This is a genomic window from Vagococcus fluvialis (assembly GCF_003337315.1).
Taxonomy (GTDB): domain Bacteria; phylum Bacillota; class Bacilli; order Lactobacillales; family Vagococcaceae; genus Vagococcus; species Vagococcus fluvialis.
This window is the reverse complement of the sequence record NZ_QPJV01000001.1, coordinates 304,056-327,102: the sequence shown is the minus strand read 5'-3', so window position 1 is coordinate 327,102 and position 23,047 is coordinate 304,056. Positions and strand designations below refer to the sequence as shown.

Genomic DNA, 23,047 nt, shown 5'->3' with positions numbered 1-23,047 from the left:
TAACATAAAAGTGTCAGAAATAAATTATTATTGTCTATTTGTTTCTAAAGGATAGCCTTAGTGCTTCTTACACCTTTTCATTTCTAAAGAACCCTTCTTAGTTAGGAGGAAACAACATGTCAGAGATAATGTGTTTTATATTATTTATTGGAATTGGTTGTTCTCTATGGGTAGTATTTTATGGAAAGAAGGTAAAGAAAGATGGTTCAAAACAAAGAAAAATTAGTTCAAAAAAACAACATTAATTATGAAGAAGTATCAAAAATGCCAGTTGATGATTTATTAAGAAGCTTTAATAGCTCACAAAAAGGTTTAACTAATCAACAAGCTAGTGAGTCTAGAGAAAAATACGGTGAAAATGTTATCTCACACGGCAAAAAAACACCTTTAATTGTTGAGGTATTAAAAGCGTATTTCACACCATTCACAATTGTTTTAATTACATTAGCAATTATTTCATTTTTTACTGATTATGTGATTGCAGCAGTTGATGAAAAAGATTTAACAGGTGTTTTAATTATTGCTGCAATGGTTATTTTAAGTGGAACAATGACTTTAATTCAGTCAGTTAAATCAAATAACGCTGCTGAAAAATTAGGTAACCTAGTAAAAGTAACAGCGACAGTCTTCCGTAAAGGTGAAGAACTAGAGTTGCCAATTGAAGACATTGTTTGTGGAGATATGATTAAGTTATCAGCAGGTGATATGATTCCAGCTGATATGAGACTAACTCAAACAAAAGATTTATTCGTTTCTCAAGCTGCAATGACTGGTGAAAGTTATCCGGTTGAAAAAACAGCTCATTACGAAATGGTAGAACATGCGAGTGAAACTGATTTAGAAAATATTGCTTATATGGGTAGTAACGTAGTTAGTGGTAGTGCTCGTGGTATGATTGTTTCTGTTGGGAATAAAACGTTATTTGGGCAAATCGCTCGTGATGTTTCTGAAACAAAAACCTTAACAAGTTTTGATATTGGTATTAGTAAAACGTCATGGTTATTAATCCGTTTCATGTTAGTTATGGCGCCAACAGTATTTTTAATTAATGGTCTGACTAAAGGTGATTGGTTAGAAGCTTTCCTATTTGGTTTATCAGTTGCAGTTGGTTTAACACCTGAGATGTTACCAATGATCGTGACAACTAACCTTGTAAAAGGTGCTTCAACAATGGCGAAAAAAGGAACAATTATTAAAAACTTAAACTCCATTCAAAATTTTGGTGCTATTGATATTTTATGTACAGATAAAACTGGTACATTGACACAAGATAAAATAATTTTAGAGTATCATTTAGATTTAGATGGTAAAGAAGATGAGCGTGTTCTGCGCCATGCCTTCTTTAATAGTTACTATCAAACAGGTTTAAAAAACTTAATGGATAAAGCGATTATTGAATCTGCTGAAGAAGAGTTAAACATTAATGTTGAATATTATGACAAAGTAGATGAAATTCCATTTGATTTCCAACGTCGTCGTATGAGTGTTGTAATTGAAGATAAAAATGGTAAAACTCAAATGATTACTAAAGGTGCCGTTGAAGAAATGCTTGAAATTTCAAGCTTTGTAGACTACAAAGGCAAAGTAATGCCATTAACAGAAGAGTTAAAAAATAAGATTTTAGAAACAGTTGACGAATTAAATGAAGATGGTTTACGTGTAATTGCCGTTTCTCAAAAAACTAACCCAAGTGTTGTAGGTGAATTTTCTGTTAAAGATGAAAGTGAAATGGTCTTAATTGGTTACCTTGCTTTCCTTGACCCTCCAAAAGAAACAACTAAAGATGCACTTGAAGCTCTTAAAACTCACGGTGTTGGCGTAAAAGTTTTAACAGGGGACAATGCTTTAGTCACTAAATCAGTTTGTAAACAAGTTGGCTTAGAAGCAGAAGAGTTAATTACAGGTAGTGGGTTGTCTAAAATGACTGATGAAGAGTTAACAAAAGTAGCAGAAAAATACAATATTTTTGTTAAATTATCTCCAGCTCAAAAGACAAGATTAGTTCGCGTCTTACGTGAAGCAGGTCATACGGTTGGCTTTATGGGAGATGGAATCAATGATGCGCCTGCAATGAAAGAAGCAGATGTAGGTATCTCAGTTGATACGGCAGTTGATATTGCAAAAGAATCTGCAGATGTTATTTTACTTGAAAAAGATTTAATGATTTTAGAGCGTGGTATTCTATCAGGACGTACTATTTTTGGTAACATTATGAAATATGTTAAAATGACTGCCAGCTCAAACTTTGGTAACATGTTCTCTGTTGTTGTAGCAAGTATTTTCTTACCTTTCTTACCAATGTTACCACTACAGTTACTATTCCTTAACTTAATCTATGATATTTCTTGTATGTCTATTCCTTGGGATAACATGGATAAAGAGTATCTAGAAGAACCTAAAAAATGGGATTCAACAAGTATTGGTTCATTTATGAAATGGTTAGGACCAACAAGTTCAATTTTTGATATTACAACTTATGCTTTAATGTACTTTGTTATTTGTCCAGCTGTTGCAGGTGGTTCATTCCATACATTAAATCCTGAGCAACAAGCATTATTTATCGCAGTGTTCCATGCTGGATGGTTTGTAGAGTCTCTATGGTCACAAACATTAGTAATTCATACATTAAGAACACCGAAAATGCCATTCTTACAAAGTAATGCATCATTCATTTTAACAACAGTAACATCTTTAGGTATTGCAATTGGTACAGTGTTACCATTTACAGCATTTGGCGAAAACTTAGGTTTAGCGCCACTACCATCTAATTACTGGGGATTCCTAGCAATTACAATTGTTGCTTACCTAGTATTAGTTATGTTTATTAAGAAAATTTACGTGAAACGTTTTGGTGAACTACTATAAGATTTAGTTATCTATAAAAAGAGTTAAGTGAGGGAAAGCTTCACTTAACTCTTTTTTTAAGCTAGAAAAACTGCTTGAAAAAAATGATTATGTTATACTATTAAGCGAGCGAGGAGGCTGAGTAAATGTTTCAAGTCATAACGATGTACGGAGAAAATGAACCTTGGTGGTTTTTTGAAGATTGGCAAGAAGATATAATAGAAGAAAAAACATTTGATAAATTTCACGCAGCCAAAGATTACTATGATGAATTAGTGAGTAAATACAGTAAAGAATATGAAAAAATGAGAGAAAAAGAACCTTTTATGTCAGCGTTTTGGCACGAAGGAGAATTAATTTATTGTGATGACTGTGATGAAGAATTACAAGCCTATAAAGGCATCATGATTTTAAAAAATTATCAAAAAATAGATGATGGAGAATGTAAAAAAGATGAAACAATTAATAATTGCGGAAAAACCAAGTGTTGCTCGAGACATAGCTAAAGTTCTTGGTGCAACTAAAAAGAGTAAAAATTATATTGAAGGTAAAAACGTGATTGTAACGTGGGCATTAGGTCATTTATTAGGATTAAAAATGCCAGAAGATTACAATAAAGAATGGGCTAATTGGGATATGAATACTCTACCAATGATACCTAAACATAGCGGTATTAAGCCACTTCCAAAAACAAGACCACAACTTAAAGCTATTAGTCATTTAGCAAATAGAGCAGATGTTTCAGAAGCTGTTATTGCAACAGACGCGGGGCGAGAAGGAGAGCTTGTTGCAAGATGGATTTTACAGTATGTTAAATTTAAAAAACCAGTTAAACGTTTATGGATTTCTTCTCAAACAGACAAAGCGATTAAAGATGGTTTCAAAAATTTAAAACCAAGTCAGATGTATGATGATTTGTATTATTCAGCCATTGCAAGAGCTGAGTCTGATTGGTTAGTGGGATTAAACGTGACACGGGCTTTAACTGTTAAATACAAAGATAGTTTATCAGCAGGTCGTGTTCAAACGCCAACTCTAGCAATGGTGAGACGACAAGAAGAAAAACAAGAAAGTTTTAAACCAGAATCATATTTTACTCTTGATTTAAAATACCAAAATATAACAGGTAAATTACAACTAAAAAATCCACGTCAGTATAAAGAACGTGAAGCTCTAGAAGAATTAGTAAAATCATTTGAAAAGACAGCGGTTAAAGTTGTTGATATTAAGGAAAAAGAGAAAAAAGAAAGTGCACCATTACCTTATGACTTAACAGAAATGCAACGAGAAGCTAATGCACGTTTTCAATATTCAGCAAAAAAAACCTTATCTATTATTCAACGTTTATATGAAACTCATAAAATTGTTACTTATCCAAGAACAGACTCTAAGTATCTAACAACTGACTTAAAGCAGACCATGAAGGACCGTTTACACGCAGTTACAGTCATGGATAGTCAGAGAGTTAAAGGAATCATTCGAAATGGTGGAACAGTTCTCCAAAAGAGTGTTTTCCAAGATAAAAAAGTAACAGATCATCATGGATTAATTCCAACTGAGCAAGCACCACGACTTGAAAAATTAGATAATGAAGAATTAAGAATTTATCGTTTGATTGTTGAGAGATTTTTAGGGTTATTTGAAGAGCCATTTGTTTCAACGACTCAAACAGTTACAGCTGAGGTTAAAGGTAGTATCTTTATCTTTAAGCAAACCAAAGTCAAAGAGCAAGGTTGGAAAAAAGAGTCTGTTGCAGTTAAAAAAGATGTTGATTTTAAAGTTGGACAAATACTACCAAGTCATTTTGTGATTAACAAAGAATTAATGACACCACCAGCTCCTTTGAATGAAGGTACTTTACTGGGACAAATGGAAAAACATAACTTGGGAACACCAGCTACTAGAGCTGAAATTATTGAAAAATTAATTAGTTCAGAATTAATGGAGAGACAAAATAGTAAACTAGCTGTGACGCCAAAGGGTAAACAGTTACTGACTTTAGTTAATCCTTCATTAGTCACACCAGAGTTAACACAAAAATGGGAAATTTCTCTTGAAAAAATTGCTGGCGGCAAACTTTCTTACAAAACATTCATAAAAGAGATAGAAGAAGAAACTCATCGTTTAGTGAAAGAAATTAAAATGAGTGAAGATAATTATGTGGATCACTCACTAACAACTAAAGACTGTCCTGATTGTGGTAGTAAGTTAAGAGAGAAAAACACTAGAGATGGTAAAATTTATGTGTGTAGTAGTGACTCTTGTTCATATCGTCGTCGTAAAGACCCTAAACTATCAAACAAACGTTGTTCTCAGTGTAAGAAAAAGATGGAGATCTTAGAAAATAAAAATGGTGCTTACTTCAAATGTAAGAACTGTAATATTACTGAGAAGATGGATGGAAAAGGTAAAAAGAACAAAAAAATGACGAAACATGAAACAAATCGTCTAATGAAACAAATCAATCAACAAGAAGAAGAAGAAAGTCCATTAGCATTAGCTTTAAAAGCAGCAATGGAAAATAAATAAAAGAACAAAGACTGGGCTTTTGGCTTAGTCTTTTTTCATGAAAACATGATATAATGTCACAATAGGGGGTTGTTTTTGTGGAAGAGATAATTGAAGTAATTGAAAAACAACGCCAGTTTTATGAGACTGGAAAAACAAAATCAATACCATATCGTATTGAGCAACTAAAAAAATTGAAAAATCAAGTTAGAAGATATGAAGAAGAATTAATAGATGCTCTATCTGATGATTTAGGTAAACATAGAACTGAGAGTTTTATGACTGAAATTGGATTAGTGTATCGTCACTTAGATGAGATGATAAAAAAACTACCTAAATGGGGTGGCAAAAGACGTGTTAAAACGCCTTTCTTTTTATTGCCAGCAAGAAGTTATACTGAGCAAGCACCTTATGGTAATACATTAATTTTATCGCCGTTTAATTATCCAGTACTTCTAACTCTAGACCCTTTAATTGGTGCTATCGCAGGTGGTAATACTGCGATTGTTGGTATGTCTGAACATACTCAAGCAACTAATTATGTGTTAAAAGTTTTAATTGAAGAAGCTTTCGATAAAGACTATCTATTTTTTACAACTAGTAGTAAAGAGGTAAACACTGAGTTATTAGAATATCCTTTTGATAAAATATTTTTCACTGGAAGTACTCGAGTAGGGAAAATTGTTTTAAAAAAAGCCGCAGAAAATTTAACACCAGTAACTCTTGAATTAGGTGGTAAAAGTCCTGTTATTGTTAGTAAATATGCTGATTTAGAAGTAGCTGTTGAAAGAATTTTATGGGGGAAATTTGTTAATGCAGGTCAAACCTGTGTAGCACCTGATTATTGTTTAATCGACGAAAGTGTGAAGACAGAATTTTTAAAACTACTAAAAAACAAACTAAGTGATTTTTACGGCGTTAATCCTAAAAATTCCAGAGATTTTGGGCGCATGATTAATGAACGTAACATGGTTCGCTTATTAAATCAACTTGATAAGGATAAATTGTTTGTTTTTCAAGGTGGCGGCTATGACTTTGAGGAAAAGTATTTGGAGCCAACTATTTTGTCTGCTGATTTAGATGATAAACTTTGGACGATGGAAGAAGAAATCTTTGGCCCTATTTTACCTGTGATTGGATATAATGAATTAGATGAAGCAGTTAAGTTTATTAAATCTTATGGTAAACCGTTAGCCTTTTATCCATTTTCAAGTAATAAAGAAGAACTTGATTTTTTACTTGAAACACTAGATTACGGTGGAGCAACTGTGAATGATACACTGTTACATTTATCAAATGAACATCTGCCATTTGGTGGCGTTGGTCCATCAGGTATGGGAAGTTATCACGGGATTAAAACCTTAGAGAGTTTTACTTATACTAAATCAGTCTTAAAAAGATCAACTATATTTAGAATCCCAGTTATGTTTCCTCCCTTTACGAAGGAGAAAGATAATACGATTCGATCATTTTTTAACTAATTTCACAAAAGATAATTATTTAGTATATAATTATGAGTGATTCAAGTGAGGAGTTTGTGTATGGCAAAGAAAAAGCAAGGGAAAGCTAAAGCTAAGGCCCCAACAAAAAAACAAAAATTACAACAAGAAAAAACAACCTACTTTTTAATTGGTATTGGCTTTATTGTCTTTGGAATTATTGGTGGTTTGAAACTTGGGTTTTTAGGGATTTTAATGGCCAATGTTTTCCGTTTCCTAGTAGGTAATACTTTCAGAGTGATGTCAGTCTTACTAGTTATTTATGGAGTTCTGTTACTTTTTATGGGGAAAGACCCAAAGTTCAAACGTAAAACCATTTGGATTGGTGGCTTAATTTTTTATTTAGGCGTGTTATTATTTATTGAAATTGGTTTGTTTAAACAAATCAATCGCGATACAGCAATTATTTCCTTAACATGGCAAAAAATTTATGCCGAAATTAAAACCAATCAAATCAGTCAATCTGTTGGTGGTGGAATGATTGGTGCCACGCTTTATAGTGTAACTTACTTTTTAGTTTCAAAATTTGGTTCTTATGTGATTTCATTTATTGCTATGGGATCAGGAGCACTTTTATTTTTAAACATTGGTTTAAATGATGTGATTGAAAAGGTTCGTACTTGGGGTGGCAGTGCTGCTGAGAGTATGGATGAAAAAAAACAACAACTTTCGGAGCGTCAAGAGGAAAAAAAAAAGCTGAAAACTCAGAAAGAGAAGAAGAAACTTTCTGAAAACTCAGTTAGAGAATTATCACCAGGTGAAAAGTTAGCTCAAGAAAGCCAAGATGCACCTATTGAAGTTGAACAAGAGCAAATGACTTTAGAAATAGATAGTTACCAAGATAGCTACAATAAAGAGCAAATCAGTCGTAGTAAAAAAGCAGCTGAAAAACCTGTTGAAGAATTAAAAGAGAAAGAGCAACTACTGGATTTTGATATTCCAGAAGAAGTAGAAAATATTGATTATGTGTTACCAGGAATTGATTTATTAAATGAAATTCCTTTAACAGACCAAAGTAAAGAATATAAATTAGTAGAAAAAAATGTCCAAGTTTTAGAGAGAACCTTTGATAGTTTTGGTGTAGATGCTAAGGTAGTTCGTGCAAGTCTTGGACCATCAGTTACAAAATTTGAAATCCAACCAGCTGTTGGTGTAAAGGTCAGTAAAATTGTTGGTTTAACTGATGATTTAGCTCTTGCTTTAGCAGCAAAAGATATTCGAATGGAAGCACCAATTCCAGGGAAATCTTTAATTGGAATTGAAGTACCAAATCAAACAACTAGTATGGTTTCTTTTAGAGATGTCATTGAGTCTCAAAAAAGTGACCCGGATAAATTACTTGAAGTACCACTTGGAAGAAGTATTTCAGGAGATGTGATGTCTGCTGATTTAACTAAGATGCCTCACTTACTAATTGCTGGTTCAACAGGTAGTGGGAAATCAGTTTGTATTAACGGGATTATTTCTTGCTTGTTAATGAAAGCTAAACCAAATCAAGTTAAGTTGATGATGATCGACCCCAAAATGGTTGAGTTAAATGTTTACAATGGTGTGCCGCATTTGTTAACTCCGGTTGTAACAAATCCTCGAAAAGCTGCTCAAGCATTGCAAAAAGTAGTTGAGGAGATGGAGCGCCGTTACGAATTGTTTGCAGGATTTGGTGTACGTAACATGGGTGGATACAATGACATGGTTAAGCGTCATAATCAAGAAACTGGCGAAAATAAATCATTACTTCCTTATATTGTTGTTATTGTAGATGAGTTAGCTGATTTAATGATGGTAGCAAGTAATGAAGTGGAAGACGCGATTATCAGGTTAGCACAAATGGCTCGAGCAGCTGGAATTCATATGATTCTAGCAACTCAACGTCCAAGTGTCGATGTTATTACTGGGATTATTAAAGCTAACGTTCCTTCTCGTATTGCTTTTGCTGTTTCAAGTGGGATTGACTCACGCACGATTATTGATGGTAATGGTGCTGAAAAATTACTTGGCCGTGGAGATATGCTATTTGTGCCAATGGGTGAAAATAAACCAATTCGTGTCCAAGGTGCTTTTATTTCAGATCAAGAAGTAGAAAATATTGTTGAGTTTGTAACAAGCCAGCAAGAGGCAGATTACCAAGAACACATGATGCCAACAGATGAAGTAGAAACAAGTAATGGTGGAGGTAATTCTTCAGTGGACGAGTATTTTGAAGAAGCCAAAGCTTTAATTGTAGAAATGCAAACTGCTAGTATCTCTTTATTACAACGTCGTTTTAGAATCGGTTATAACCGAGCTGCTCGTTTAATTGATGAGCTAGAAGAGCACGGAGTTGTAGGTCCATCGGAAGGAAGTAAACCAAGAAAAGTTTTAATGACCTTTATTCCTGATGAAAATGAATTTATAGATGAATAAAAAGAGATTGACCTTTAATTTTAGGTCAATCTCTTTTTTAGTGAACATCTACAGCACCTTGGATAAAGGTTGTTTCATTGTAGTTAACACTTTGTCTTAATTGGTTAGCAAGATCATTAGAAATTTTACCTTGCTCAAGTAATGATTGAATCACGCTTCGCTCCTCATCGAGGGTTTTTAAGAAATACTCTTGATAAGTTGTTTGATAAGCTTCTTGCTGACGCATTTGATAATTTTTGATACGGTCAATCTTACTCTTATACTCTAATATAATCAGATGTAAAATCGAATTTCGCAAATTATAATGTGGGTCATTTGGATTTAACTGTTCGTGAATCGTTTTTAAAGTTTTAATTGCTTCTTTTGAACTTTCATTTTCTAACAAAATAACTTCTGCATTATCAATTTGTGGTCGGTAATTTTGACGTAAAAATGTTTTAACAAATAATTTTTTTGTCTTACGTCGAGCGCGGTAAAGTGATTGTTTCATCACAATTGAGATATTTGTGTTATGTGCTCGTTTTTTATAGTTCAACATTTGTAAGTAATTGCGAACTAAAACTTGAGAAAAATCATTTTCTTCAATCAATGTCATAACCGCTTTGAACTCACTTTGAACAGCAATGCTACGATACTCCACTTCAATCTGATGATAAACTTCATTAGAGGTAATATCATCATCTAAGTATAAATGTTTCAATTGATTATCTAAATCATTTAACAAATCTGTCACAACAGTACGATTGTCATTGTTAATATCACTTCTCAATGTCCTAATCGCTTTTTTAGTCATTAATTTTTTAGCTTCTATTTCAGATAAGTCTGAATCACTCTCTAATTCATCGGTATCCATAAATGCCTCGTCACCAGTTAAAATTAAACGAGTTTTTTTCTTAGTTAAGAAAGGCAGAGTAATAACTGCAACAATTAAACTCATTAAAATAACACCACTGGCTAAGAAGATAACTAAATAACGTTCTTTAAAAATTTCTCCATTTGGTAAGAAGAAAGGAATTGATAAAACCATCGCCATAGTAATCGCACCACGTACGCCTGTTAAACCTGCTAAAAGAGCTGTATAGAATTTAGGTTTGGCATTAATCATGTTTTTAGATTTTTTGTAAGACATCCACATATAGCCATATGACCAAAATGTTCTAATTAATAGTAAAATCATCCAGATAATAATAACGTAGAAAATTAAAGTGTAGTTATTAATAGATGGATCAATAATTGCTGAGCGCATAGCCATTGGCAGAGAAGCACCTAAAACAACAAAGACTATCCCGTTAAGTTGATAAATAATAATATCCCAGACTTTGTTAGTCACAAGTTTAATCTCTGAGTATTGACCACGAGATAATGGTTCTTGTTGAATCGCAACGACACCAGCTACAACAACGGCGATAACTCCTGATGCGTGAATTAATTCAGCGGCGATGAAGATAATAAAAGGTGTTAGTATTTGAGCTGAAGTATGTAAAATAACATCTTGAATCCCTTGTCTTAAGAGGGCAACTTCTAAGAAATACATAAATTTAGATAATGCGTAACCAATGATCGCACCAACAATTGCCATATAAAGAAAATCAGTCGAAGCTTCTTTAAATGAAAATTGGCTGGTTAAAAAGGCAGCTAATGCGTATTTAAAGGCAATTAAACCACTAGCGTCATTAATCAAACTCTCACCACTAATTAAACTTAAAATTCGTTTTGGTAATTTAACTTGTTCGGCAATCCCTTGAACAGCAACGGGATCAGTGGGAGATAAAACTGCAGCAAGTGCAAAAGATAGAGGTAGCGAAATTTCTGCTACAAAGAAATTAATTAGGAAACCACCTAATATAGTTGTTAAAAAAACTAACCAAATAGCATTAGCGAAAATCGGGGCTCGCATTTCCCAAAGTTCTTTTTTAGGAAAATGTTTGGCGTCACTATAAAGAAGTGGCGCAACAAAGAGTAACATGAACCAATCTGTTTCAAGCTCTATATTTAAGTTTAATATAAGTGCTGCAACAACACCGATTGCTATTTCGATTAAGGCCGTAGGAATCGAGACCAAGTAATGGCTAATTATGTTAGAAATAATTACAAGTAAAACGAGTAATATCGTCGTTTCTAATACTGCCATAAAACACCTCCAATTGTTATTTCTATCATATTATATCAAAAAATAGGCGTTTTTATTAATCTTTTTTAGTCATTTAATCCGACAAAAAATGAATCTTACAAAAATGTTCGTTCAGTGTTAGTTGATTAAATGTCTAAAAGGGCTAGTTTTAGTTAAACTAGTGTTAAGTTAATTGAAAGAGAAAGAGGGAATATATATGTTAGAAATAAAAAATGTCACAAAAACTTACGGCGACAGCGTTAAATATCAAGCTTTAAAGGGAATCGACTTAACAGTAAATGAAGGAGAATTTGTTGGTGTTATGGGGCCATCTGGTTCTGGTAAATCAACTCTTTTAAATTTAATTGGAACGATTGATAAACCAACATCAGGTAGTATTATGTTAGATGGTTCTGAACCAGCAAAATTAAATCAAGAAAGTCTAGCTAAATTTAGACGTAATCAATTAGGTTTTGTTTTCCAAAATTTTAACTTAATGCCAACTTTAACTGTTGAAGAAAATATTGTTTTACCTTTAACTCTTGATGGTGAGAAAGTAAGTGTTATGAAAAAAGCACTATATGAAGTGGCACAAACATTAGGAATTGAAAGTTTACTTAAGAAAAGAATTGCTACCATCTCAGGTGGTCAAGCTCAACGTGTAGCAATTGCTCGTGCTATGATTCATCAACCGAAATTAGTATTAGCTGATGAACCGACTGGTAATTTAGACACTAAATCTTCAAAAGATGTGATGGGACTTTTATCTCGTTTAAACCAAGAAGAAAACTCAACTATTTTAATGGTGACCCACGATCCTTTTGCAGCAAGTTACTGTGAAAAAATTATTTTTATTAAAGATGGTGAGTTAGTTCAACAAATTCAAAATAATGGAACTCGTTCAGAATTTTACGATCAAATCTTAATTAACCTTAGAGAGTTGGAAGGTGCTGCAGATGAGATTTAAGGAGTTTGTCTTTAAAAATACGATTCGAAATAAAACTTTATATATGGCGTACTTTTTCAGTACCTTAGTAACTGTTATGACGTTTTTCACTTTTGCTGTATTTGCTTTTCATCCATCTTTAAATGGTAATTTGCATATGGCTGTTAAAACAGGGATGACTGTTTCAGCTGTGATTATTTACTTATTTTCATTTTTCTATGTACTTTATTCGATGGATATTTTTCTCCAATCCAGAAAAAAAGAGTTTGGTTTGTTACTTATTCAAGGGATGTCTCCTAAGCAATTAAGAAAAATGGTGTTTCAGGAAAATACGATTATTGGCTTTTTTGCTACTGTAGTAGGTAGTATTGTGGGGATATTCTTCTCGCAACTCATTTTATGGTTAAGTAAAGTAACAATGCACGTTGATTTAGGATTTTATTTTCCAACTAAAGCAATTGTTGTAACTTTTGTTTCTTTCCTTTTATTATTTGTTTTAATTTCATTTTTCATTCAATTTAAAATTCCTAAAATGGATGTTCAAGAATTACTAAAAAGTGAGGATTTAGGAAAAGGTGCAGTCGAAGCTTCAGTCTTAAAATCTATAGCTGGTGTTTTATTAATTGGTGTAGGATATGCAGTTGCTTTATATGTAGAAGGTATGCAAGTTGTTATGGCAATGGTTCCAGTTATTGTCTTAGTTATTTTAGGAACAAAATTATTGTTCAACCAAGTTAGTGTTTATGTTGTTAATTTACTTAAGAAAAATGAAAATCGTTTCTGGAAAAAAACAAATATGATAGTATTCTCCGATTTGTCATTTAGAATGAAAGACAACGCTCGCTCATTCTTCTTAGTAGCAGTTATTACTACAGTTGCTTTCTCAGCTATTGGGACCTTAACTGGGTTTAAAGAAATGTCTTTAAAAGGGGTTAACATGGACCCTTATGATTTTTCATACCAAGTCAATGCTGATGATGAGACTAAAGGTAGTCAGGAAATTACAGCTTTAAAAGAGTCATTTAACAAACATAATGTTGAAGCAGATGAGTATGTCTTAAACGCAGTTACAATGACTGGTGTTGATGGTAGACAAGATATGAATGTTAAAATATTATCAGCTAGTGGCTATAACAAAGTTGCTAAAAAAATCGGTGAAGATGAAATCACTGTTGATTCATCAAAAGCTATTTCTATTAAAGATAAGAACGCACCAGATTTCACGCAAGGTATGGGCGGAGAAAAAGCTACTCAATTGACACTGAATAATCAAGAATTACGAATCGAAGAAGTTGAAGTTAATAAAGTAGTGTATCCTTCATTTGGTAATCTTTATGTAGTAGCTGATGAAACTTATGAGGCAGTAGCCAAAGACAATCAAATATCACCGTTTTATGCTTGGTTAGTTACAAAAGGATCATATGGCGAGCAATTAGCTGTTGGAAAAGACTTTGCAGAACCAAACGGCATTCAATTTAAAGTCTTTATGAAACAGATGATTACAGATAGTTTTGCACCTGTTTTATTTATTGGTTTTTTCATTGGAATCATCTTCTTCATCTCAGCAGGAAGTTTCCTTTACTTTAGACTATATAGTGATATGAATGTTGACATTCAGAAATTTAAAATGGTTCATAAGCTCGGTTTCAGTAAAAAAGAAATGAAAAAAGTGGTCTATCAACAAGTTGGAATTTTATTCTTTACCCCAATTATTGTTTCTTGTATCCACGGAGCTGTTGCTTTAACGGCTATGTATGCCTTATTCAGCCAAGGATTACAAATGACAGCACTTTACGTTTTAGGAGCTTTTATCGTAATTCAAATAATTTATTACTTAGTAGCTAGAGTATTTTATTTCAATAAATTGTATCGTTCTGTTTTAGCCTAGTTTAAAATTAAACTTCCAAAGAAATTAGTTTTTCTTTGGGAGTTTTTTGCTATACTAGCATAAAAAGGAGGCTTAGCTAATGATAGAAGAAAGAATGATTTTATTTCAAAGCTACGGAAGAGAGCTACCACATGCTAAAGTCTATTACCGTGAAGACTGGGATTGTATTTATTTTGATTTATTAGGCAAGCAATTTGGCTTAATGACAAAAGAGGCAACAGAAGAGACTATGATTACCTTAAAAGGAAATCCAGAAACAAATGAAATATTAAGAGAAACTTACCAAGACATTGTACCAGGTTATTACGCTAACAAAAAACATTGGAACTCCATTTATTTAAGAAGTAAAGAAGTTTCTAATGAGGAAATGATGGAGATGATTAAAAAATCTTATGAACTAGTCTGGAAAAATTTACCGGCAAAAGTTAGAAATGAATATAAAGAAAAAAGCTAGAACGTAAGCAACGTTCTAGCTTTTCATAATTGTATCAATCGCATTAATAGTTGCATAGCGGAAGCCTTCTTTTTCAAGAGCAGTAACACCCTTAATAGTTGTTCCACCAGGTGACGTCACACCGTCTTTTAATTCTCCTGGATGTTTACCTGTTTCAAGTAATAAATTAGCAGCACTACTTACCATTTTAGCTGCTACATGATAAGCCATATCTCGGTCCATGCCATTTAAAACGGCTCCATCAGCTAAACTTTCCATAAAAACATCAACAAAAGCTGGACCGCAGCCGGCTAAAGTACCAAAAATCCCAATCTTATCTTCTGTAATTTCCATTAACTCACCTAAAATCGTTAAAGAGTGATTCATAGTAGATTGATGGTCTTCACTAATTAGCTCTGGATAGACAATACCTGTCATACCTTGATTAATTTGAACAGGTGTATTTGGAATAGCTTGAGCTATTGGGTATGTTTGACCAGTAATTTCTTGCATTTCCTTAACTGAAACTCCAGCTGACACAGAAATAATTGGAATAGTTAAGCCGTCTAATTCCTCATGTAAATCTTTTAAAATTGGTAGTATAGCAGGTGTTCCTACTGCTAAGAAGATTATATCTACAGCTTTAAAATCTGCTACATTATTTGTTAGAGTAAAATGCAAACTTTGTTGTAATTCTCTTGCAGTTCCTCTTTTACCACCTTGAACAATAATATCTGGTGGGGCAACAACTCCTGATTTAATCCAGCCTTTAATCATAGCACTTCCCATATGTCCAGCACCAAAAATACCTATCTTCATAATGCTTCCTCCTTACAAATGTTCCTTAGTTTTATTATAAAAGATTTGAGCTAAAATAACAGAGAAAAATGAAAGCTTTAAAAGAAGTTAGACAAAATAGTCTCTTTTATTAATAATAATCCCGTTTAATAGAGAGAATGACGAATTTTTATAGATAAAAGAAATAGTCTTAGGTATAATTAATGAAATTACATTTTTTGGAGGAATTAAATGAAATTAATTGTCGAAAATCTTGAAAAAGATTTTAAAGGGAAAAAAGTATTAAAAAATGCCTCATTCGAATTTGAAAAAGGCAAAATCTACGGATTGTTAGGAAGAAACGGAGCAGGTAAAACGACTCTGTTTAACTGTATCTCAAAAGATATTCCCTTTGAAAGTGGTCGTATTCAATTACACGAAGATAACCAAGACGTTGATTATAAAGAAACTGATATTGGTTTAGTCCATGCGACACCTAATGTCCCTGATTTTATGACAGGATATGAGTTTATTAAATTTTTTATTGATATGAATCAACATCAAATGAAAAATATTAGAACGCCTGATTCTTATTTAGCTAAAGTTGGGATTAAAGAAGAAGATCGTCATCGTTTGATGAAAGAGTATTCTCATGGAATGCGTAACAAAGTTCAAATGATTGCGACAATGATGATTCAACCGCCTATTTTACTACTAGATGAGCCTTTAACTTCTTTTGACGTTGTTGCTGCTCATGAAGTAAAAGAATTAATATTGTCGATGAAATCTGAATCAGTTGTTATCTTCTCAACTCATATTTTACAACTAGCAAAAGATTTATGTGATGAGATTGTTCTTCTTCATAACGGAGAGCTTAGAGGAATTCCAACAAGTAAAATTCACGATGAAGATTTTGAAAATGAAATTGTCCGTTTACTTTCTGAAGAAGATGGGGCGAGTGCTAATGAGTGAAATTAAAGCATTAATTGATTTAGATTGGCGTTTTAGAAAGTATAAGGCAAGTAGTTTTGTTAATGGACTTATTTATTTTTTAGGTAGATTACCACTGATTGGTAAAATGATTCCGACAACTATGTTGTACCGCGAATATGGACTAAAAAAAGGTGTTGCTATTATTAAATTAATTTTTTCATTACTACTTTCCTTTGTCTTGCAAACTATCCCTTTTGCTTTAAGTTATTTGATAGCTAAGGGAGTTAATAGCTTTTTAGAGACAGAAGTATCCCTATTTTTCGTTTGGTTTATCGCTTTTAATGTAATTTGGACTTGTATTGGAAAAATTTTTCCCAGTCTGACAAAACAAGAAGTACAATTTATTGTTAATTTTAGAGTTTCTAAAGAACAATACATTAAAAGAACATCTCTGTTAAAGATTTTGAATGACTTGATTTTTATGCTGCCTAGTTTTTTAGTGATTGGCTTTTTAGAAAAAAATATTATTTTGTATTTATTAATTGGTATTTTTTCTAGCCTTTCAATGTCACTTATTTGGCTAGTTGTGGACTTACATATGACCTTAATGAAACACAGACTTATTCTAAAACTAACGCTTATTACCCTTTGGACAGTTGGCGTTTTAGGTTTATCTTATGTCTTAATTGTTAATCAAGAATTTTATTTACTAGAAAAAATTATTATTAATTGGATGAGTGCTTTTATTTGGTTAGTTTTATGGTTCCCATTTTTATATCTGTATGTTCATTTCAAACGCTACGAAGCGTACTCACAGCAAATGTTTAAATCATCAGAAGTGATGATTAATTACGGGGGAGCTAATAAAAAAGAACAACAACAAAAACAGTACTTAGGTGAAGGTACTAAAATGAAACTTGAAAAAGAAGAAGATGATCAAAAATTAGATAAACTAAAGGGTAGCAAGTACTTAAATGCTTTACTTTTCAGCCGTTTTAGATCATCTTTAAGAAAAAGCTTACTAATTCGTGTAGGAATAGTTAGTGCTGTTATGTTAACCATTGTTGTTGCTAGTGTTATTGTACCAATTGGAATCAGTGCGGATAGATTGGAGAGAATTTTGTATAACTTTATCCCAGGGATGTTCTTTATCTTATTCCTACTTTCATTTGGTAAAAAAGTGGTTCAGACAGTATTCGTTAATTGTGATTCATCTATGTTAACGTATCCTTTTTATAGAGAACCAAAAGCCATTATACAAGGTTTTTTCTACCGCTTTTTAAAAATATTTTATTACAATGGAATCATTAGTTTAACGATTTATTTATGGATTAATATTTTTAATCTTGTTAATAAAAAACCACTAAGCCTAGAATTTCTACTTTTAGTACTCTTTGTTATGCTAAGTTTATCTATTCTGTTTTCATTTCATGAACTATTTGTCTATTATATTTTACAACCATTTACGAGTGATTTTGAAGTGAAAAACCCTGTCTATAAATTTGTTGATTGGTTATTTTATATGCTAGCCTATATAAGTCTACAAATTAAATCAGTTGGTTTTGAATATGGAATTATTATTTCCATTTTCTCAATTCTTTATTTTATAGTTGGAGTAGTCGTTATTATAAAAGTAGCGCCAAAAACTTTTAAATTAAAAAATTAATCAAAAAGACTTGCTAATCAGAAAAAAAAGTGTTTAAATGACTTTAATACAAAAATATTTGATTGTTGACAAAGACACCGATTATTGAGAACTGTTTTAAAGGGAGGAAAGCCTCGACTGAAAGCTTTCTAAATAAGTACAGTAATTGACCACTTTGGAAAGTTTCGTTGAAACGAAGCCGGTCGTACCGTTAAAACGCTAGAGTTGGTAGTTTATTTAACTATCAAAAAATTAGGTGGAACCACGATAATTTCGTCCTATTGAGCTTTTATAAGCTTAATAGGGCTTTTTTTATACAAATTTTTAGGAGGAGATTAGATGTCAGTTATTAAAATTACTTTCCCAGACGGAGCTATAAAGGAATTTGAATCAAAAACAACAACATATGACATTGCTAAAAGCATTAGCCCAGGTTTGGCTAAAAAAGCTTTAGCTGGTAAATTAAATGGAGAATTAATTGATTTAAATCGCGAAATCAAAGTTGATGGGAAACTAGAAATCGTTACACCAGGTCATGATGACTCATTACAAATTTTACGCCACTCAACAGCCCACTTAATGGCTAACGCTTTAAGAAGACTATTCCCAGATATTCATTTTGGAGTAGGGCCAGCAATTGATAACGGATTTTACTATGATACAGATAACGAAGGTCATGCTGTTTCTGAAGAAGATTTAGTTAAAATCGAAGAAGAAATGATGAAAATCGTTAAAGAAAATAACCCAATTGTTAGAAAAGAAGTTTCTAAAGAAGAAGCTTTAGAAATCTTCAAAGGAGATCCTTATAAAGAAGAACTTATTAATGATTTGCCAGCAGACGAAATTATTACAGTTTATGATCAAGGTGATTTTGTAGACTTGTGTCGCGGGGTTCATGTACCCTCAACAGGACGCATCCAAGTCTTCAAATTATTATCAGTAGCTGGTGCTTATTGGAGAGGTAACTCAAACAATAAAATGATGCAACGTGTTTACGGTACAGCTTTCTTTGATAAAAAAGAATTAAAAGAGTACTTAAAAATGCGTGAAGAAGCTAAAGAGCGTGACCACCGTAAATTAGGTAAAGAACTTGATTTATTTATGGTTAACCCAGATGTAGGTTCTGGTTTACCATTCTGGTTACCAAAAGGTGCGACAATCCGCCGCGTTATCGAAAGATACATTACTGATAAAGAAATCAGCTTAGGTTACCAACATGTTTATACGCCAATTATGGCAAATGTTGACCTATATAAAACTAGTGGACACTGGGATCATTATCATGAAGACATGTTCCCACCAATGGATATGGGAGACGGAGAGATGTTAGTTCTTCGCCCAATGAACTGTCCTCACCATATGATGGTTTATAAAAATGATATTCATAGTTACCGTGAATTACCAATTCGGATTGCTGAACTTGGTCAAATGCACCGTTATGAAAAATCAGGAGCTTTATCTGGTCTTTCTCGCGTGCGTGAAATGACTTTAAATGACGGTCATACTTTTGTTAGACCCGATCAAATTAAAGATGAATTCATGCGTACATTAAAATTAATGGTAGGAGTTTACGAAGACTTTAACATTGATGATTATCGTTTACGTTTAAGCTTACGTGACCCTAACAACACTGAAAAATATTTTGATGATGATGAGATGTGGCAAAAAGCTGAAAGTACTTTACGTGAAGCTTTACAAGAAGCTGGCGTTGAGTTCTTTGAAGCAGAAGGTGAGGCAGCATTCTACGGACCTAAGATGGATGTTCAAATTAAAACAGCTTTAGGAACAGAAGAAACTCTTTCTACAATTCAATTAGACTTCTTATTACCAGAGCGTTTTGACTTAACTTATGTAGGTGAAGATGGAGAAAATAACCACCGTCCAGTTGTTATCCACCGTGGTATTGTTTCTACTATGGAACGTTTTGTAGCTCATCTAACTGAAGTTCATAAAGGAGCTTTCCCAACATGGTTAGCACCAATTCAAGGAACAATCATTCCTGTAAACTTAGACTTACATAGTGATTATGCCTTTGAAATTAAAGAAAAATTAGATATGCAAGGTTTACGTTTTGATGTGGATATTCGTAATGAAAAAATGGGCTATAAGATTCGTGAATCTCAAACACAAAAAGTTCCTTATCAAATCGTAGTAGGAGATAAAGAATTAGATAACGGTGAAGTTAATATTCGTCGTTATGGTAGTAAAGAAACTCAAACAATGAACGTTGATATGTTTGTTGATTCAGTTGTAGCTGACGTTAAAAACTACAGCCGCAAATAATTTTATAAAACTTTAGAAAGAAAGACCTAAGTATTAGGTTTTTCTTTCTTTTTTATTCCTAAAAAAGTATGAAAGATAAGTGAATATCGTTGAAAATGGGGCTAATAAATGAGATACTCATTAATAGCGTTTAAATCTAAAAATTTGTTAAAATCACTTAGTAAAGTTTAAATCTAAGTGCTTTATAGCTTATAATAAATATCAATCCTCGAACCGAAAGGACTATTTATATAAATGAAAAATAAAAAAACATCTTGGCGTCCCTTTTCTAAAAAAACTAAAAATGAAAAAACTGGTAAGAAAGGTCATATTCCTTTTAGGTTAGACTTTCTATTTTTTATTGTCTTTATCCTATTTACCGCTTTAGTAGTAAGGTTGTCTTACTTACAAATTAATCAGCATGATGAATTCGTTAAAATTGTTGAAAAAGGGCAAAAGAATATTATTGAAGAGAATGCCCCGCGTGGCTATATATATGATTCAAAAGGAAACATTTTAGTAGGAAATAAAGCTGATCAAGCCATTCTTTATACAAGAAGTGTTGGTATGTCAGCTCAAGAAATTAAAGAAACAAGTCAGGAAATTGCTTCATTAATCAATATTGAACCTGAAAAATTATCTGATAGAGATAAAACGGATTACATTTTAGCAGACCCTGAAGAGTTAAAAGAAGCAGAATCAAAACTAACAGTTTCTGATAAATTAAATAGTAAGGGCGAGCAGCTTTCACAAGGAGAACTTTATACTAAAATGGTAGAAAAAGTTGATCCTGAGAAAGTTAAATTATCTGCCGAAGAAGAAAAAGTAGCAACAGTCTTTAAAAAAATTAATGCGGGAACAACTTTACAACCAATCACAATTAAAAACAAAAATGTAACTCCTGAAGAAGTAGCTGTAGTTGGAGAAAACGCAGCTACTATTCCAGGACTTTCAGCTGGAATGGATTGGGAACGTGAGTATCCTAAAGAGGACCAAATTCGTTCTATTTTAGGAACTGTTTCAACAGAAAAACAAGGTATTCCAGAAGAAAAAGCAGAAGAGTATTTGAAAAAAGGTTATAAAATTAATGACCGTGTGGGATTAAGTTACTTAGAAGAATCATATGAGGATGCCTTACGTGGTAAAAAAGGTGAATCTGAAGTTGTAACAGATAAAAATCAAAAAATTGTTTCTAAAAAAGAAACAAAACAAAGTGAAAAAGGGGATAACGTCGTTTTAACAATCGACTTAGAATTCCAGAAAAAAGTAGAAGAAATTTTAAGAGCAAACTACAATACTTTGATTGAAAATGGGAAAGCAGATTTATCAGAAGGTGCTTATGTTGTTGTAACTGAACCAAAAACAGGTAATATTTTAGCTATGGTCGGATTAAACCATGACACTGAAACTGGAAAACTATCAGATGATGCTTTAGGAACTTACAATAAAGCATTTGAACCTGGATCATCAATTAAAGCAGCTACTATTATGTCAGGTTATCAAAACGGAGTTATTAGTGGAAATGAAACAATGATTGATGAGCCCCTTGTATTTGAAGGTGGACAAGTTAAATCCTCATTATTTAACCATTATAGTTCGGTTCCGTTAACAACTGTTCAAGCTTTAGAAGTATCTTCAAACGTTTATATGATGAAGATTGCTATGGCAATGATGGGAACAACTTACGTACCGAATATGAGTTTACCAATTGATACGAGAGTCTTCGAAGTGTTAAGAACAACTTATGAACAATTTGGTTTAGGAACGTCAACGGGCATTGATTTACCTGGTGAGGGAACAGGTATTGTAAACAAAAAATATTATGATGATGATAAAAACTTAATCCAAGGAACAATGGGTAAAGCTTTAGACTTATCTTTTGGTAACTACGATACTTATACACCAATGCAATTAAATCAATATGTTGCAACGGTAGCTAACAAAGGAACTCGCGTGGCTCCCCATGTTGTTAAAGGAATTTATGGTAACGATGAAACAGGAGATTTAGGTGAGATAAAAGAAGAAATTAAACCTAAGACTTTAAATATTATCGAAGGTATGGAAAGTGAATTTAATATTATTCATGAAGGTATGGTTCAAGTAGTAAATGGGCCTCTTGGGACGGGACATGCGTTACAAGGCGCAAGTTTACCAATTGCTGCTAAAACTGGTACAGCCGAAACATTTGCTGTTAATCCAAGAACAGAAAAAGTAGATGAAGTTATTAATAGTACAATAGTTGGATTCGCACCATACGATGATCCACAAATTGCAGTTAGTGTTGTTATTCCACATATCACAGATGATAAAGACGGAACAAACACAGCTATCTTAAAACAAGTCGTAAATGCTTATGCTGAGACACGAAAATAAATTTGTAAAGTAGTTTTACTTAACAAAAGCTTGTTTTTTCAAAAAAATCATGTTACTATATTCTAGTGTCAAGTAGATGTACTTGAATTTATAAATTTGGAGGGAACAACATGCGCGTAAATATTACTTTAGAATGTACTGAATGTAAAGAAAGAAACTATCTTTCAAATAAAAACAAAAGAAACAACCCTGATCGTTTAGAAGTTAAAAAATATTGTCCACGTGAACGTAAAGTTACTTTACACCGTGAAACAAAATAGTCATTTTTAAAATAAAAGCTTTATCCTATGTATTTCAAAGGATAAAGTTTTTTTGTTTAGAATCTGCCGATTGGCCCAAAATTAATCCACTTACAATACCAATTGATAGATAAGTACCAACCTTATGTTCTTTATTCTTTTTAGACATAATTAACAACTCTTCCAT

The 23,047-nt window shown here is 32.6% G+C and carries 16 protein-coding genes; 14 read left to right on the top strand and 2 right to left on the bottom strand.

Features of this window, described 5'->3' with window-relative positions:
• Positions 1-116 precede the first annotated feature (116 nt).
• From DFR54_RS13440 to DFR54_RS01525, 6 genes are all read left to right on the top strand, one after another.
• Positions 117-245, top strand: coding sequence for a hypothetical protein (locus DFR54_RS13440; RefSeq protein ID WP_267908787.1), 129 nt, complete (start codon positions 117-119; stop codon positions 243-245).
• Positions 246-264: 19 nt separating this feature from the next.
• On the top strand, positions 265-2,865 hold the full coding sequence (gene mgtA, locus DFR54_RS01545; RefSeq protein WP_249033354.1) for a magnesium-translocating P-type ATPase: 2,601 nt from the start codon (positions 265-267) through the stop codon (positions 2,863-2,865).
• A 125-nt stretch (positions 2,866-2,990) separates the two neighbouring features.
• The gene (locus DFR54_RS01540; protein WP_114288605.1) at positions 2,991-3,350 is read left to right on the top strand and encodes a DUF1033 family protein; all 360 of its coding nucleotides are present in this window, start codon (positions 2,991-2,993) and stop codon (positions 3,348-3,350) included.
• Positions 3,298-5,373, top strand: coding sequence for a DNA topoisomerase 3 (locus DFR54_RS01535; RefSeq protein WP_114288604.1), 2,076 nt, complete (start codon positions 3,298-3,300; stop codon positions 5,371-5,373). Before DFR54_RS01540 ends, DFR54_RS01535 begins: the two co-directional genes overlap by 53 nt.
• Before the next feature lie 77 nt (positions 5,374-5,450).
• On the top strand, positions 5,451-6,833 hold the full coding sequence (locus tag DFR54_RS01530; RefSeq protein ID WP_114288603.1) for an aldehyde dehydrogenase family protein: 1,383 nt from the start codon (positions 5,451-5,453) through the stop codon (positions 6,831-6,833).
• A gap of 60 nt (positions 6,834-6,893) precedes the next feature.
• Positions 6,894-9,254, top strand: a complete 2,361-nt coding sequence (locus DFR54_RS01525) for a DNA translocase FtsK (protein ID WP_114288602.1) — start codon at positions 6,894-6,896, stop codon at positions 9,252-9,254.
• Between the two features lie 37 nt (positions 9,255-9,291).
• On the opposite strand, the gene DFR54_RS01520 is transcribed toward DFR54_RS01525, so the two are convergent.
• Positions 9,292-11,385: a Na+/H+ antiporter gene (locus DFR54_RS01520; RefSeq protein WP_114288601.1), complete on the bottom strand. Its 2,094-nt coding sequence runs from the start codon at positions 11,383-11,385 to the stop codon at positions 9,292-9,294.
• 196 nt (positions 11,386-11,581) lie between these two features.
• Here DFR54_RS01520 and DFR54_RS01515 point away from each other — a divergent pair, with 196 nt between their 5' ends.
• From DFR54_RS01515 to DFR54_RS01505, 3 genes are all read left to right on the top strand, one after another.
• Positions 11,582-12,331 carry an ABC transporter ATP-binding protein gene (locus DFR54_RS01515; RefSeq protein ID WP_086342868.1) on the top strand — a complete coding sequence of 250 codons (750 nt, stop codon included), beginning with the start codon at positions 11,582-11,584 and terminating at the stop codon, positions 12,329-12,331.
• The gene (locus DFR54_RS01510) at positions 12,321-14,198 is read left to right on the top strand and encodes an ABC transporter permease (RefSeq protein WP_114288600.1); all 1,878 of its coding nucleotides are present in this window, start codon (positions 12,321-12,323) and stop codon (positions 14,196-14,198) included. Before DFR54_RS01515 ends, DFR54_RS01510 begins: the two co-directional genes overlap by 11 nt.
• 79 nt (positions 14,199-14,277) lie before the next feature.
• A complete protein-coding gene (locus DFR54_RS01505; protein ID WP_086342870.1) occupies positions 14,278-14,652 on the top strand; it encodes an MmcQ/YjbR family DNA-binding protein in 375 nt (124 codons plus the stop codon).
• 15 nt (positions 14,653-14,667) lie between these two features.
• On the opposite strand, the gene proC is transcribed toward DFR54_RS01505, so the two are convergent.
• On the bottom strand, positions 14,668-15,450 hold the full coding sequence (gene proC, locus DFR54_RS01500) for a pyrroline-5-carboxylate reductase (protein WP_114288599.1): 783 nt from the start codon (positions 15,448-15,450) through the stop codon (positions 14,668-14,670).
• A gap of 210 nt (positions 15,451-15,660) precedes the next feature.
• Here proC and DFR54_RS01495 point away from each other — a divergent pair, with 210 nt between their 5' ends.
• The 5 genes from DFR54_RS01495 (at position 15,661) to rpmG (ending at position 22,881) form a co-directional block, all read left to right on the top strand.
• The gene (locus DFR54_RS01495; RefSeq protein WP_114288598.1) at positions 15,661-16,380 is read left to right on the top strand and encodes an ABC transporter ATP-binding protein; all 720 of its coding nucleotides are present in this window, start codon (positions 15,661-15,663) and stop codon (positions 16,378-16,380) included.
• Positions 16,373-18,007: a hypothetical protein gene (locus tag DFR54_RS01490; protein WP_114288597.1), complete on the top strand. Its 1,635-nt coding sequence runs from the start codon at positions 16,373-16,375 to the stop codon at positions 18,005-18,007. Before DFR54_RS01495 ends, DFR54_RS01490 begins: the two co-directional genes overlap by 8 nt.
• Before the next feature lie 318 nt (positions 18,008-18,325).
• On the top strand, positions 18,326-20,269 hold the full coding sequence (thrS, locus tag DFR54_RS01485) for a threonine--tRNA ligase (RefSeq protein ID WP_114288596.1): 1,944 nt from the start codon (positions 18,326-18,328) through the stop codon (positions 20,267-20,269).
• A gap of 234 nt (positions 20,270-20,503) precedes the next feature.
• Entirely contained in the window at positions 20,504-22,621 is a 2,118-nt protein-coding gene (locus tag DFR54_RS01480) for a penicillin-binding transpeptidase domain-containing protein (RefSeq protein ID WP_114288595.1), read from the top strand.
• A gap of 110 nt (positions 22,622-22,731) precedes the next feature.
• The gene (gene rpmG / locus DFR54_RS01475; RefSeq protein WP_077275288.1) at positions 22,732-22,881 is read left to right on the top strand and encodes a 50S ribosomal protein L33; all 150 of its coding nucleotides are present in this window, start codon (positions 22,732-22,734) and stop codon (positions 22,879-22,881) included.
• Positions 22,882-23,047: the final 166 nt, after the last annotated feature.